General features: G+C 69.7%; 11 protein-coding genes. 4 read left to right on the top strand and 7 right to left on the bottom strand.

Annotated features, from left to right (window positions below):
- The 3 genes from addB to trxA all read left to right on the top strand — a co-directional run bounded on the left by addB (position 1) and on the right by trxA (position 7,012).
- Positions 1–3,108, top strand: a complete 3,108-nt coding sequence (gene addB / locus CLD20_RS10125) for a double-strand break repair protein AddB (protein ID WP_224406510.1) — start codon at positions 1–3, stop codon at positions 3,106–3,108.
- On the top strand, positions 3,105–6,608 hold the full coding sequence (gene addA, locus CLD20_RS10120) for a double-strand break repair helicase AddA (RefSeq protein WP_224406509.1): 3,504 nt from the start codon (positions 3,105–3,107) through the stop codon (positions 6,606–6,608). Before addB ends, addA begins: the two co-directional genes overlap by 4 nt.
- An 83-nt stretch (positions 6,609–6,691) precedes the next feature.
- Entirely contained in the window at positions 6,692–7,012 is a 321-nt protein-coding gene (gene trxA / locus CLD20_RS10115) for a thioredoxin (RefSeq protein WP_224406508.1), read from the top strand.
- Between the two features lie 67 nt (positions 7,013–7,079).
- Here trxA and CLD20_RS10110 read toward each other — a convergent pair whose 3' ends face one another.
- The 7 genes from CLD20_RS10110 to CLD20_RS10080 form a co-directional block, all read right to left on the bottom strand.
- Positions 7,080–8,408 carry a folylpolyglutamate synthase/dihydrofolate synthase family protein gene (locus CLD20_RS10110; protein WP_224406507.1) on the bottom strand — a complete coding sequence of 443 codons (1,329 nt, stop codon included), beginning with the start codon at positions 8,406–8,408 and terminating at the stop codon, positions 7,080–7,082.
- Between the two features lie 13 nt (positions 8,409–8,421).
- A complete protein-coding gene (accD, locus tag CLD20_RS10105; RefSeq protein ID WP_224406506.1) occupies positions 8,422–9,390 on the bottom strand; it encodes an acetyl-CoA carboxylase, carboxyltransferase subunit beta in 969 nt (322 codons plus the stop codon).
- A 25-nt stretch (positions 9,391–9,415) separates the two neighbouring features.
- Positions 9,416–10,270, bottom strand: a complete 855-nt coding sequence (trpA, locus tag CLD20_RS10100; protein ID WP_224406505.1) for a tryptophan synthase subunit alpha — start codon at positions 10,268–10,270, stop codon at positions 9,416–9,418.
- Entirely contained in the window at positions 10,260–10,505 is a 246-nt protein-coding gene (locus CLD20_RS10095; protein ID WP_224406504.1) for a hypothetical protein, read from the bottom strand. The genes trpA and CLD20_RS10095 overlap by 11 nt, the downstream gene beginning before the upstream one ends.
- 11 nt (positions 10,506–10,516) lie before the next feature.
- Positions 10,517–11,764 carry a tryptophan synthase subunit beta gene (gene trpB / locus CLD20_RS10090; protein WP_224406503.1) on the bottom strand — a complete coding sequence of 416 codons (1,248 nt, stop codon included), beginning with the start codon at positions 11,762–11,764 and terminating at the stop codon, positions 10,517–10,519.
- A gap of 32 nt (positions 11,765–11,796) precedes the next feature.
- A complete protein-coding gene (locus CLD20_RS10085; RefSeq protein WP_224406502.1) occupies positions 11,797–12,504 on the bottom strand; it encodes a phosphoribosylanthranilate isomerase in 708 nt (235 codons plus the stop codon).
- Between the two features lie 83 nt (positions 12,505–12,587).
- Positions 12,588–13,385, bottom strand: coding sequence for a carboxylesterase (locus CLD20_RS10080; RefSeq protein ID WP_224406501.1), 798 nt, complete (start codon positions 13,383–13,385; stop codon positions 12,588–12,590).
- Between the two features lie 85 nt (positions 13,386–13,470).
- On the opposite strand from CLD20_RS10080, the gene CLD20_RS10075 reads away from it, so the two are divergent.
- Positions 13,471–14,634, top strand: coding sequence for a glycosyltransferase family 4 protein (locus tag CLD20_RS10075; RefSeq protein WP_224406500.1), 1,164 nt, complete (start codon positions 13,471–13,473; stop codon positions 14,632–14,634).
- Position 14,635 lies beyond the last annotated feature (1 nt).

Raw genomic sequence — 14,635 nt, 5'->3', positions numbered from 1 at the left:
ATGAGCGAGATCGGAGACAGGCCGAACGTCTTCAGCCTCCCGGCCGGCACGCCTTTCCTCGAGGCGCTGGTGGAGGCGATCCTTTCCGGCCGCCTCGTGCCGCAGGCCCGGCTGGAGGATCCGTTGGCGCTTGCCGGCCTGACGCTCTACCTGCCGACGCGCCGCGCCGCGCGCGCCATCCGCGAAAGCTTTCTGAAGGCGCGGCCCGGCGGGCTCATCCTGCCGAAGATCCGCACGCTCGGCGATCTCGACGAGGACGAGCCGCTCGCCGAGATTGCCGGCGAAGACGACCTCCTGTCCCGGCCGGTCGTGGCGCCGCTCGCCCGCCGGCTCATCCTCACCCGGCTGGTGCTCGCCTGGTCCGGAACGATGGTGCGCCAGGCGGCCGGGCTCGGAGACGAGCCCTCCCTCATTCCCGCCTCGCCCGCCGATGCGGCGCGGCTTGCCGGCGCGCTCGGCGACGTCCTCGACGAAGTCGGGCTCGACCCGGCGCGCTGGCAGGCGCTCCACGCGGTGCCGCCGGAGGACCTTGCCCGCTACTGGCAGATCACCAGAGAGTTTCTGGAAATCGTCTCGCGCGCCTGGCCAGGCCATCTGGAAGAGCGCGGCCTTGCCGATCCGGGCGCGCATCGTGACACGGCGCTACGGGCGGAGGCGGCGCGGCTTTCCGCCGAAGGCTCGCACGGACCCGTCATTGCCGCGGGCTCGACCGGCTCGGTGCCGGCGACGGCGGCGCTTTTGGCCGCGATTGCGCGGCTGCCGAACGGGGCCGCGGTGCTGCCGGGCCTCGACACGCATCTGGACCAGGAAGGCTGGGAGGCGATCGGCGACGCGCGCGCCGAGCCGGCCGATGCCGGCCATCCGCAGTTCGGCCTGAAGAAGCTTCTTGCCGCCCTCGGCTGCCGGCGCGAGGAGGTGCGCGAGCTGGCGGCGGCACCTGCGCCTCTGGCCGCCCGGATGCGCCTCGTCTCCGACGCGCTGCGACCCGCCGCCACCACCGACCACTGGGCCGAGGCGCCGGCGCCCGGCGGCGAGGGCGGGCTGGAGGGCATTGCCCTCATCGAGGCGCAGGACGAGCGGGAGGAAGCGCTCACCGCCGCCCTCATCCTGCGCCGGGCCGTGGAGGAGGAAAAACTCGCCGCGCTGATCACCCCCGACCGGGCCCTCGCCCGGCGCGTCTCGGCCATGCTGGAGCGCTGGCAGGTGCGGGTGGACGATTCCGGCGGCATGGCGCTGACGCTGACGGCGCCGGGCGTTCTTGCCCGCCTCGTCGCCGAGGTGGCCTGGAACGGGGCGGAGGCGATCCCTCTCCTGGCGCTGGCGAAGCATCCGCTCGCCCGCTTCGGCTGGCCGGAAGGGCGCGTGCGCCGGGCGGCGCGGGCGCTGGAGCGCGCCGTGCTGCGCGGCCCCGTCCTTGCCGAAGGCCTGCCGGCCATCGAAACGACGCTCGCCCACCGGCGCGCCGCGCATGACGCGCGCGAGGACCGCAACGCGGCCTCGCGCGGACTTTCCAGCGAGGAATGGGACGAGGCGGCGGCGCTCCTTGCCCGCCTGCAGAATGCGCTTTCTCCGATGCTCGCCATCCGCTCGGGCGAAAGGCCCCTTGCCGAGCTCCTTTCCGCCCATGCGGCGGCGCTCGCCGCCATCGCGGAAGGGCCGGCCGAGGCGGACGCAGAAGGAACGGACGAACTCTTCGCGGGCGAGGCCGGCGAAGCGCTGGCAGAGCGGCTCGACGCGCTCTTCGAGGCCGCATCGGACGGGCCGGCGCTCAGGCGGGAGGATTATCCCGCCCTCTTCGAGACGCTGGCGGGCGAAGCGAAAGTGCGCCGGCGCGGCGGCAACGATCCGCGCGTCCATATCTGGGGCACGCTGGAGGCGCGGCTGCAAAGCGTCGACGTCGCCGTGCTCGGCGGGCTCAACGAGGGCGTCTGGCCAAGGCCATCGCGCACCGACCCCTTCCTGTCGCGCCTGATGGCGGGCGCCATCGGCCTCGATCCGCCGGAAAGGCGGCTCGGCCTTTCAGCCCATGATTTCGTCCAGTCGCTCGGCCATCGCGACGTTTTCCTCACCCGCGCCATGCGGCAGGAGGGCGAGCCCATGGTCGCCTCGCGCTGGCTGCAGCGCCTTGCCGCGCGCGCCGGATCGGAGGCGACGCGGGCGCTGCGCGATCGGGGGGCCGAGATGCTTGCCCTCGCGCGGGCGCTCGACGTGCCGCAGGAGACCGTCTCCATTTCCCCGCCGATGCCCTGCCCGCCGCTCGAAGCGCGGCCGAAGCAGCTCTCGGTGACGCGCATCGAGACGCTGATCCGCGACCCCTATGCGATCCACGCCGAATACGTGCTCGGCCTCAAACCCTTCGAGGAGATCGCCGCCCCGGCGGGCGCGGCCGAGCGCGGCATGCTCGTCCACGACATCCTGGAGACCTTCGTCGCCGAGCGACCCGCCGGCCCCTTCGACGAGGCAGCGCATTCCCGGCTCATCGAGATCGGGCGCGATGCCTTTGCCGGGTTTTCCGACTGGCCGGAAGTCGCGGCCATCTGGTGGCCGCGCTTTCAACGCGTGGCGCGCTGGTTCGTGCGGCAGGAGGCGGCGCGGGAGGGAATCGTGCGCCGCCATGTGGAGGCAAGGGGCGCCTGGGAAGCGAGCCGCGACTTCCGCCTCACCGGCCGGGCCGACCGGATCGATATCCTCGAGGACGGACGGCTCGCCATCATCGACTACAAGACCGGCACGCCGCCGAGCGCCAGGGAGGTGCTTTCGGTGAGCCCGCAGCTGCCGCTGGAAGCGCTGATGGCGCGGCGCGGCGCCTTTGCGGGGGCGCCGGCGGGCGATGCGGCCGAGCTCCTCTACTACCAGATCCACGGCCGCGGCGAGGGCGGCAAGGTGGAGGCGCGCGGCACGAAGCGGGCGACGAAGAACGAACCGGAGGTGACGCTCGCCGAGTGCCTGGCGATGACGGAGAAGAACCTCTTCGAGCTGATCGCCCATTTCGCCAGCCCCGAGAACGCCTACCTCTCCAGCCGTGTGCCGCGGACCGCCGATTACGGCGGCGATTTCGACCATCTCGCCCGCATCGCCGAATTCTCGCTCGGGGAGAGCGAGGAATGACCGACCTTCTCGCAAGCCCCACGGCGCGCCTGCAATGGCAGGCCTCGGACCCCGAGATCTCCGCCTTCGTCGCCGCCAATGCCGGATCCGGCAAGACGCATGTGCTGACCCAGAGGGTCGTCCGGCTGCTGCTGGCCGGCGCCGATCCCGGCTCGATCCTTTGCCTGACCTACACCAAGGCGGCGGCCGCCGAGATGTCCGGCCGCGTCTTCCGCACGCTCGGCGAATGGGCGGTGCTGCCGGACGCCGAACTGGCCGTGGCGATCGCGGGCAGCCAGGGTTTCATGCCCGACCGCGCGGCGATGGGGCGGGCGCGCCGGCTCTTCGCCCGGGCGCTGGAAACGCCGGGCGGGCTCAACATCCAGACCATCCACGCCTTCTGCGAGCGCATCCTCCACCAGTTTCCCTTCGAGGCGAACGTGCCCGGGCATTTCGAGGTGCTCGACGAGACGGGCGCCGAGGCGCTGCTGGCGAGGGCGCGGCAAGCGGTGCTGGCAAGGGCGGAGGGCGACCAGGAGGGCCTCGGCGCGGCGCTGGCGAAGATCGCCACGCTGAAGGGCGACCAGGAGATCGAGGGCGCGCTGAAGGCCGTCATCGACGAGCGCGACGCCCTGGAGCGCTGGATGGGGATGACCTCATCCGACCCCGCCACGCCCGCCGGCACGGTCGCCGACATCATCCGCGACCTGCGGCAGCGGCTGGAGCTTTCCGCGCAGGAGAGCGAGGAAGCGATTCGAGCCGAGATCTGCGCCAGCCCGGGCTGGGACGGGGCCGAGGGCGAGGAGCTCTACGACCTTCTCGGCACGCTCGGCGACCTGACGAAGCGCAACGACATCGCCGCGCGCGACGCGATGGAGGCGCTTCTCGCCGAGATCGGCCAGGAGCGGGAGGCGGATCTGCGCCTCGACTTCTTCCTGACCCAGCGGGAGGGGCGGTGGAGCCCGCGCAGCGAGAAGCACCGGTTCGGCAAGGTGCTGCGGGAAAGCTATCCCGATCTCGACGAGCGCTTCCTGGAAGAGGCGCTGCGCCTCGCCTGGCTGCGCGAGCGGCTGTCGCTGGTGCGCACGGCCGAGGCGACGGCGGCGCTGTTCATCGTCGGCGACGCCATCCTGCAGCGCTACAAGCATCTGAAGCAGCGGCGGGGCTTCCTCGATTTCACCGACCTCATCCTCAGGACGCGCAATCTTCTGAAGCGCGGCGAGGTGGCGGCCTGGGTGCAGTACAAGCTCGACGCGGGCATCAATCACATCCTCGTCGACGAGGCGCAGGACACCTCCCCCGACGCCTGGGAGATCGTGCGCATGCTCGCCGCCGAATTCTTCGCCGGCAAGGGCGCCGAGCGCGGCATCCGCACGCTCTTTGCCGTGGGCGACGACAAGCAGTCGATCTACGGTTTCCAGGGCGCCGACCCGGCGCTGCTGGCGGAAAACAGCCGGAGCTTCGCCAGCCAGGCGGAAGCGGCGGCGATGGCCTTCCGGCAGGTGCCGCTCGGCGTCTCGTTCCGCTCCGTGCAGGCCGTGCTCGACGCCGTCGACACCGTCTTCGACGGAGGCCTTTCGACGGCGGTCACCAGCCTCGGCTACGAGCGCCACCAGGCCTTCCGCGAAAAGGCGCCGGGCGAGGTGCGGCTTCTGCCGCGCATCGTGCGGCCGAAAGGCGAGGAGCCGGAGAGCTGGACGGCGCCCTTCGACGCGCCGACACAATCGGAACACCGGCTCGCCGAGGAGATCGCCGAGGAAATCGCCCGGCTCCTGCGGCAGGGCCGGCTGCCTTCCGGGGCGAAGGTGCGACCCGGCGGCATCATGGTGCTGAGCCGCAAGCGCGGCAGCTTCGCGCGGGCCATGGTGCGGGCGCTGAAGGCGCGGGGCCTGCCGACGGCCGGCGCCGACCGGATCGCGCTCGCCGACCACATCATCGCGGAGGATCTTCTCGCCCTCGCCGACGTCGTGCTGCTGCCGGAGGACGACCTTCAGCTCGCCGCCCTCCTGAAATCGCCGCTCTTCGGCTTCGACGACGACGACCTGATGGCGCTCCTCATCGGACGCGGGCGGGCGAGCCTGATGGAGCGGCTTCAGGCGAGCGAGAGGGCGAAACACAACGAGGCCCATGAGCGGCTTCGCGGTCTGATGGCGCTCGCCGACCGGCTGACGCCCTTCGCCTTCTTCACCCGCCTCATCGAGACGGAGGGCGGCAGGGAGAAATTCCGCGCGCGCATGGGCTCGGAGGCCGACGACGTGCTCGACCTCTTCCTTTCCACCGCGCTCAGCCTGGAGCAGGTGGCCGCGCCCGGCCTGCAGGCGCTCGCCGCCACCATTCGCGCCGGGGCGGGCGACGTGAAGCGCGAGCTTTCCGAAGGCGCCGAGACGATCCGCGTGATGACGGTGCACGGCGCCAAGGGGCTCGAGGCCGACATCGTCTTCCTCGCCGATACGGGCGGGCAGATCAGCGTTCACCAGCACCGGGACCGGCTGGTGAAGATCGGCACGCGCGAGGCGCCCGCCTTCCTGTGGCGGCAATCGAAGGAAGATGCGGCGCCGGCGCAGCTCATCCGCGAGGCAGAGGAGAAGGCGGAGGCGGAGAACGAGTATTTCCGGCTCCTCTACGTGGCGATGACGCGGGCCAAGGACCTCCTCGTCGTCTGCGGCATTCGCGGCGAGCGGTCGCCGAAGAACGCCTGGTATGCGACGATTGCCGAGGCTTTGGCGCCCGATGCCGAGCGGGGCGAGGACGGCGAGCTTTTGGCCCCCTTCTGCTGGCACGGCGAGAGCCCGCAGCCGCATGGCGAGGCGGCGGCGGAAGAGGTGCAGCCCGCAAAGGCCGAGACCGTCCTGCCGGACTGGGCGCTGCGGCCGGCAAAGCCTGCAAGGCTGCCGCCGCAGCCGCTCCGGCCTTCCAGCGCGCTTGCCGAGGAGGACCCGCCGCCGGGGCCGGCAACGGCGATGGCGGCGATGAAGGACGCCGCGCGGCTCGCCGCGGGACGCGGCAGGGCGCTGCACAAGCTCCTGCAGTTCCTGCCGGACTGGCCGGAGGCGGAGCGGGCGATGCGGGCCGAGCGGCTGCTTGCCCGCATCTGGCCGGAAGCCGATGGCGCGGCGCGGGCAAAGGCCTTCGCCGAGGCGCTTTCGGTGCTCGGCCAGGCGGAACTCGCGCCGCTGTTTACCGGTGAGAGCCGCGCCGAGGTCTCGCTTGTCGGCGAGATCGAGACGAAAGGCGGGGCCTTTGCCATCGGCGGGCGGATCGACCGGCTCGCCGTCGGCGAGGCGGAGGTTTTTCTCGCCGACTACAAGACCGGCGCGCCGCCGGCCTCGCTGGCGAGTGCGGACGAAACGGCGCTTCGCCAGATCGCGCTCTATGCGGCGCTGCTGCGGCACATCTATCCGCAGAAAAAGGTGCGCGCCGCGCTCGTCTACACGGCCGGGCCGACGGTGATCGAGGTGCCGCAGGAACGGCTTGAGGCGGCGCTCGCCTCGCTCGGCATCGGGGCAGACGCGAGCGCGTGAAACCGGGGCCCTGCATCCCGGCGCGCTTGACCGGGGGGCGGGGCGTTCCTACCTTCCGCTCAACCGATCAGGAGAATCTCAACATGGCCACCGAACACACGACCGACGGCTCCTTCGAGGCCGACGTGCTGAAGTCCGACACCCCCGTCGTGGTCGATTTCTGGGCCGAATGGTGCGGCCCCTGCAAGATGATCGCGCCGCATCTGGAGGAGATCGCCGGCGAGATGGAAGGCAAGGTGAAAATCGCCAAGCTGAATGTCGACGAGAACCAGCAGACCGCCATCAAGTACGGCGTGCGCTCCATCCCGACGCTGATCATGTTCAAGGGCGGCGAGCCCGTCGACATGAAGGTCGGCGCCAGCGCCAAGAGCGACCTGCAGAAGTGGATTTCCAGCGCCGCATAGGCGCTGCCGGCTTTTTCCAGCCTTTCCGGACGGCCTCCCGCCAAGCGGGGGGCCGTTTTTGTCTCGCCTATTCCGGCAGGGGGCCGTTCTCGCGCAGCACCTCGCCGGCGAGATAGAGCGAGCCGCAGATGAGAATGCGGGGCGGCTCGCCGCCCATCTCCTCGATGAAGGCGAGCGCCTCGCCGACGGAGGCGGCGGCCCTTGCCGGCAGGCCGGCCTCGTTGGCGGCGGCGGCGAGTTCGCGCGGCTCGAAGCCGGCCTCGCTCTCCTGGACCGGAACGGTGAAGACGTGCTGGGCGAGGCTCTCGAAGGAGGCGAAGTAGCCGATCGGGTCCTTGGTCGTCAGCATGCCGGCGACGAGGAAGAGCGGCTTTTGAACGCGGTCGTGCAGGGCGGCCATCTCGTCGGCGATGACGATGCCGGCGGCCGGATTGTGGCCGCCGTCGAGCCAGAGCTCGGCCCCTTCCGGCGCGGCGTCGACGAGGGGACCTTCCGAGAGCCGCTGCAGGCGGGCCGGCCAGCGGACCTGGCGCAGGCCCCTTCCCATCGTCTCATTGTCGATGCGCGTCGGCGCAAGGTCGAGGCCGAGGGCGCGCAGGGTGGCGATGGCCGTGCCGGCATTGTCGATCTGGTGCTGGCCGACGAGGCGCGGCAGGGGCAGGTCGATGAGACCGCGCTCGTCCTGGTAGACGAGGCGGGCGTTTTCGGCATGCACGCCCCATTCCATGTTGTGGCGGAAGAGGCTCGCGCGGGCGGCTTCCGCCTCGACGGCGAGCATGGCCATGACGTGTTCGTCCTGCGGGCCGACGATGGCCGGCGCGCCCGGCTTCATGATGCCGGCCTTCTCGGAGGCGATGCCGGCAAGGTCGTCGCCGAGGAACTCGGCATGGTCGTGGCTGATGGAGGTCAGGACCGCGGCGAGCGGATCGGCGATGACGTTGGTCGCGTCGTAGCGGCCTCCGAGGCCGACCTCGATCAGGGAGAAATCGGCGGGATGCTCGGCAAAGAGCCGGAAGGCGACCGCCGTGGTGATCTCGAAGAAGGTGATCGGCTGGTTGTCGTTCGCCTCCAGCACCTCCTCGATCGCGGCGATCAGCGCCGGCGTCTCGACGAGGCGGCCGCCGCCCTCGGCGCCGAGGCGAATGCGCTCGTTGAAGCGCACGAGATGGGGGGAGGTGTAGACATGCGCGGTGCGGCCCGAGGCCTCCAGGATGGCGCGCAGGAAGGCGACGACGGAGCCCTTGCCGTTCGTGCCGGCGACATGGATGACGGGCGGCAGGCGCTTTTCAGGATGGCCGAGCGCGGCCAGCAGCCGCTCGATCCGCCCGAGGGAGAGATCGATGCGCTTCGGGTGAAGCGCCAGCAGCGCCTCGAGCAGATCGTCGAGTGCGGGCATGAAGGATGGCCGGTCAGGCAGGCTGCTGCTGCGGCGGATCCGGCTCGCTCGGCGGGCCATCGGCCGGCGTGGCCGAAGGGGCGATCACTTCCGCCGGCTCCTCGGCATGCTCGTCGGCGACCTGCGGCGCTTCGGGAAGATGCATCAGCATGCGGCAGATGCGTGCCACCACCTGGCGGAGCTCCTGGCGCGGCACGACCATGTCGATCATGCCGTGCTCGAGAAGATAGTCGGAGCGCTGGAAGCCCTCCGGCAGCTTCTCGCGGATGGTCTGGGCGATGACGCGCGGGCCGGCAAAGCCGATGAGGGCGCCGGGCTCGGCGATATGGATGTCGCCCAGCATGCCGTAGGAGGCCGTGACGCCGCCCGTGGTCGGGTTGGTGAGGACGACGATATAGGGAAGGCCGGCCTCCTTCAGCCTGTCGACGGCGACGGTGGTGCGCGGCAATTGCATGAGCGAGAGGATGCCCTCCTGCATGCGCGCTCCGCCCGAGGCCGTGACGAGGACGAAGGGCACGCCGCGCTCGAAGGCCGCCTCGGCGCCGGCGATCAGCGCCTCGGCCGCGGCCATGCCGAGCGAGCCGCCCATGAATTCGAAATCCTGCACCGCCACGACGACGCTGACGCCTTCCACCTTGCCCTCGCCGACGAGGATGGCGTCCTTGAGGCCGGTCTTGGCCTTGGCGCCCTTCAGGCGGTCGGTGTAGCGGCGCTCGTCGCGAAAGCGCAGCGGATCGACGACGGGCTCGGGAAAGCCGATCTCCGTCCACTGGCCGTAATCGAGAAAGAGACGCAGGCGGGTGCGCGCATCGATGCGCTGGTGATAGCCGGAGCCCGGGAAGACGAACTGGTTCGCCTCCAGGTCCTTGTAGAAGACCATGGCGCCCGTCTCCGGGCATTTGACCCAGAGGTTGTCCGGCGTCTCGCGCTTGGTCCACAGACCGCGGATCTTCGGCCGGACGACGTTGGAAATCCAGTTCACGGGGAAAGCTCCTGTTCGGTCGCCGTCATTCCGCGGCCATCTGGCGCGAAAGGCGCACACCCTCGGCGAGCTCGCCGACGAGCGCCGTCACGGCGGAAACGGTGTTCTGGGTCGCCTTGCCGTCTTCGTCGAGGCTGGCGGCAACCGCCTGGACGATGGCCGAGCCCACGACGACGCCGTCGGCGGTGCGGCCGATGGCGCCGGCCTGCTCGCGCGTCCTGACGCCGAAGCCGACCGCGACGGGAAGTTCGGTATGCGCCTTGATGCGATCCACCGCCTCGGCGACCCGGGTGCTGTCGGGCGCGGCGGAACCGGTGATGCCGTTGATGGAGACGTAATAGACGAAGCCCGAGGTGTTCTGCAGCACCTTCGGAAGGCGCCTGTCGTCGGTGGTCGGGGTGGCGAGGCGGATGAAGTTCAGCCCGCCCTTCAGGGCCGGGATGCAGAGCTCCTCGTCCTCCTCGGGCGGCAGGTCGACGACGATGAGGCCGTCGACACCGGCATCGCAGGCATCGGCGACGAACTTCTCCGAGCCGTACTGATAGATCGGGTTGTAGTAGCCCATCAGCACGATCGGCGTATCGGCGTCGATCTCGCGGAAACGGCGCACCATGGCGAGCGTCTTCCTGAGCGTCTGGCCCGCCTTCAAGGCGCGCAGGCCGGCCGCCTGGATGGCCGGGCCGTCGGCCATCGGATCGGAGAAGGGCATGCCGAGCTCGATGATGTCGGCGCCGGCGCCGGGCAGCGCGGCCAGAATCTTCTCGCTGGTGGCAAGATCGGGATCACCCGCCGTGACGAAGGTGACGAGGGCCGGCCGCAATTCGTTGCGGACGGCGGCAAAGCGCCGGGCGATCCGGCCTGAGGAGGCGTCAGCCGACATGTTCGCGCACTTCGATGGTGACGTTGAAGGCATAGAAGCCGTCGCGCTCGATGCGCTCGCGGGCCACTTCGGCATCGAAGGCGATGCGGGGCTCTTCGTCGTCGGGGATGGTGGTCAGAAAGACGAGATTTTCGCTGGCGCGCACGCCCTCGGCGTTGGCGCTTTGATCGCCGGCGCGGACGGCGACGTAGTGCTGCGGATTCTGGACCGCGCGGTAGATCTCGAAATAGGTCATGTCCCCGCTCCCTAGATATCCATACCGAGATGGCCGGCAACGGCGAAGATGTCCTTGTCGCCGCGGCCGCACATGTTCATCACGATGATCTGGTCGCGATCCATCCGCGGCGCAAGCTTGATTACCTCCGCAAGCGCATGGGCCGGCTCCAGCGCCGGGATGATGCCCTCCAGCCGGGTGCAGAGCTGGAAGGCGTCGAGCGCCTCCCTGTCGGTCGCCGAGACGTAGGTGACACGCCCGGAATCCTTGAGGAAGGCGTGCTCGGGACCGATGCCCGGATAATCGAGGCCGGCCGAGATGGAATGACCTTCCAGGATCTGGCCGTCGCCATCCTGAAGCAGATAGGTGCGATTGCCGTGGAGGACGCCCGGACGCCCGCCATTCAGAGAGGCGGCATGACCGTTCTCGACCTCCAGGCCGTGGCCGCCGGCCTCGACCCCGTAGATCTTCACGCTCTCGTCGTCGAGGAAGGGATGGAAGAGGCCGATGGCGTTGGAGCCGCCGCCCAGGCAGGCCACGAGCGCATCCGGCAGACGGCCTTCCATCTCCTGCAGCTGCTCCTTCGCCTCGCGGCCGATGACCGACTGGAAGTCGCGCACCAGCTCCGGATAGGGGTGCGGGCCGGCCGCCGTGCCGATGATGTAGTAGGTGTCCTCGACATTCGTCACCCAGTCGCGCAGCGCCTCGTTCATGGCGTCCTTGAGGGTGCCGGCGCCGGCGGTGACGGGCTTCACCTCGGCGCCGAGGAGGCGCATGCGGAAGACGTTGGGCTTCTGCCGCTCGGTATCCGTCTTGCCCATATAGACCGTGCAGGGCAGGCCGAAGCGGGCCGCCACCGTTGCGGAAGCGACGCCGTGCTGGCCGGCGCCCGTCTCGGCGATGATGCGGCTCTTGCCCATCTTGCGGGCGAGCAGGATCTGGCCGAGGCAGTTGTTGATCTTGTGCGAGCCGGTGTGGTTGAGTTCGTCGCGCTTGAAATAGACCTTGGCGCCCCGCCCGGCCGGCGCGGCTTCGCGCAGATGCTCCGTCAGCCGCTCGGCATAGTAGAGCGGGCTCGGACGGCCGGCATAATGGGTGGCAAGCGAGGCGAGCTCGGCGTGGAACTCGGGATCCTCTTTGGCGGCCTTGTAGGCGGCCTCCAGCTCCAGGATGTTCGGCATCAGCGTCTCGGCGACGAAGCGCCCTCCGAACATGCCGAAATGCCCGGTCTCGTCGGGACCGCTGCGGTAGGTATTGGGTTTCAGACCGGGCTCTGCCATTGCGGCGTGCCTCTTTCCTGCAGGTTGTCGGTTCAGAGCGCGGCGACGGGCCGCGCGGCGCGCCGGGCATCTTTCGGCGTGTCACCGCTGCCTGGCGAATCCGCCTTTCTGACGGCGGCGACGAAGGCGGCGATACGGCTCACGTCTTTCTTTCCGGGAGCGCTTTCAACCCCGGAGGAAACGTCGACAGCCGGGGCACGGGTGCGCCGGACGGCCTCGGCGACGTTCTTCGGATCGAGGCCGCCGGAGAGGAACCAGGGCACGCCCGGCTCAAAGCCGGTCAGCAGCGACCAGTCGAACACCTCTCCGTTGCCGCCGGGCCGGGTGGCGCTTTTCGGGGGACGCGCATCGAGGAGAAGCCGATCGGCGATGCCGGCATATTGGCGAACCACGGCGAGATCTTCCGCACTGCCGATGCCGAGCGCCTTGACGACGGGCAGGGAGAACCTTTCCGCCACCTCGCGCACGCGCTGCGGGCTTTCGGCGCCGTGAAGCTGCAGAAAATCAGGCCCGAGGGCCGCGACGATATCCGCGATGAGCGCGTCGGAGGCATCGACGGTGAGCGCGACCTTTCGGGCCCTGTCGCCGACGGCCTCGGCGAGGGCCGCCGCCTCCGCGAAGCCGACATTGCGCGGGCTCTTCGCAAAGAAGACGAAACCCAGGAAATCGGCACCCGCGGCAAGGCTCGCCTCGACCGCTTCATGGGTGTTCAACCCGCAGATTTTGACCTCTGTCGCCATAGCCTTCTGGTTCGCATGAATCCTTGCCGTTGTCCAACATCCGCAGGGCCCGGGGGCGCGGCGGAAAGGCGGGCGAAGCGGCCTCAGGCGGGGGGAGCCGCCTCCCCCTCCCCGGCCATGACGGCGACCGCGGCGACGAGGCGTTCAAGGTCCTGTGGCCGCGAGAGCCGGTGGTCGCCCTCGCGCACCATGGTGACGACCACATCGTCGAAGCAGAGCCGGTCGGCAAGCTTCTCGGCGTGACGGTAGGGAACATCGCTATCCTGCATGCCCTGGATGATATGGACCGGGCAGGCGACTTCGATCGGCGCCTCGCCGAAAAGATGCAGCTCCCCATCCTCGATCAGCTCTTTCGTCAGGAGATAGGGCTCCTCGGAATATTCCGAGGGCTGCGAGACGAAGCCCTTCTCGGCCATCTCCGCCCGCTCCTTATCGCCGAAGAGGTCGCTCATCAGCACCTTGGTCATGTCGACGGCCGGAGCGATCAGGATAAGGCCCTTCAGGCGCGAGACCTCGCCGCGCTCGCGCAGCGTCTTGGCCAGAAGCAGCGCCAGCCAGCCGCCCATGGAGGAACCGACGATAATCTGCGGACCGGAGGTGAAGCGCTCGAAAACGGCGAGCGCCTCTTCCAGCCAGCGCGAGACGGTGCCGTGACGGAACTCGCCTTGCGAGCGGCCGTGCCCGGAATAGTCGAAGCGGACGCAGGGATGGCCGGTCTCGGCCGCCCAGCCGTCAAGCGCCAGCGCCTTGGTGCCTTCCATGTCCGACTTGAAGCCGCCGAGCCAGAAGAGGCCCGGACCGACCCCCGGGCGCGCCAATACCGCGATCTGTCTTTCAGCGCCGCCCTTGCCGACGGCCATGCTTTGCAAGTCCAGGGACATCAATCTATGTCTCGTTCCGCTCTTGGTTTCATCCGGCCGCCTCGAGATTGAGGTGCCCTTCGAGCCCCCGGCAGTCAACCGCAAGATGTCGAAAACCATTTTACAGGTGATCCCGAACCTCGATACCGGCGGGGCGGAGCGCACGGCTGTCGATATCGCGGCAGCCCTCTCCGCACGCGGCGACATCGCGCTCGTCGCGAGCGAGGGCGGGCGGATGGAAGCGGAGCTGAAGGCGGCCGGCGGGGAACTTTGCGAACTTCCGCTCGCCTCGAAAAATCCTCTCGTCATGGTGGCAAATGCGGGCCGGCTCGCCGCTCTGGTACGGGCGCGCAGCGTCGACATCGTGCATGCGAGGAGCCGGGCGCCCGCCTGGTCGGCGCTTCTCGCCTGCCGGATGACCGGCGTGCCGTTCGTCACCACGTATCACGGCATCTACGGCCAGAAATCGGCGCTGAAGGGCTTTTACAATTCCGTCATGGCGCGGGGCGACGCCGTCATCGCCAATTCCGGCTATACGGCCGATCTCATCGCGGCCCGACACGGCACGCCAAAAGGTCGCATCACCACCATCTATCGCGGCACCGACCTCTCACGCTTCGACCCTGGCGCGATCGGCCCGGAGCGAACCGGCCAGCTGCGCGCGCAATGGGGCATCGCCGAAGGCACGCCGATCATCCTCAACGTGGCGCGGCTCACCAGCTGGAAGGGACAGGAAGTGCTGATCGAGGCGGCCGCACGGATCGCGCAGAAGGCCGATTTCGCGCTCGTCCTCGCCGGCGACGCACAGGGGCGGGAATCCTATCGCGCCCGGCTCCTCGCGCAGACCGAGGGGCTGGGGCTTTCCGGCCGCGTCTTCCTGCCGGGCCATACGGACGACGTGCCGGCGGCACTCGCCCTTGCCTCGCTCGCCGTCGTCGCTTCCACCGAACCGGAGGCTTTCGGCCGCTTCGCGGTGGAAGCGCAGGCGATGGGCGTGCCCACCATCGTCTCCGATCTCGGCCCGGCGCGCGAGACGGTGCTCGCCCCACCGGAGGCAGATGACGAGGAGCGCAGCGGCTGGCGCGTGAGCGCCGGCGACAGCGCCGGGCTGGCGCGCGCCCTTGAGACGGCGCTCGCCCTTCCCCATGTGGAGCGGGAGGCCGTCGCGCGGCGCGCTAGGGCGCATGCGGCGACTTTCTCCCTTGCGGCGATGACCGCGGCAACGCTTAAGCTCTACGACGAGATTCCTTCGGGCGCGCGGAAGAGGTAAT

The sequence above is a fragment of the Afifella sp. IM 167 genome, assembly GCF_020144925.1.
In the GTDB taxonomy this organism is placed as follows: Bacteria; Pseudomonadota; Alphaproteobacteria; order Rhizobiales; family Afifellaceae; genus Afifella.
The sequence above is the reverse complement of the archived record's forward strand: the minus strand, read 5'-3'. Positions and strand labels throughout refer to the sequence as shown.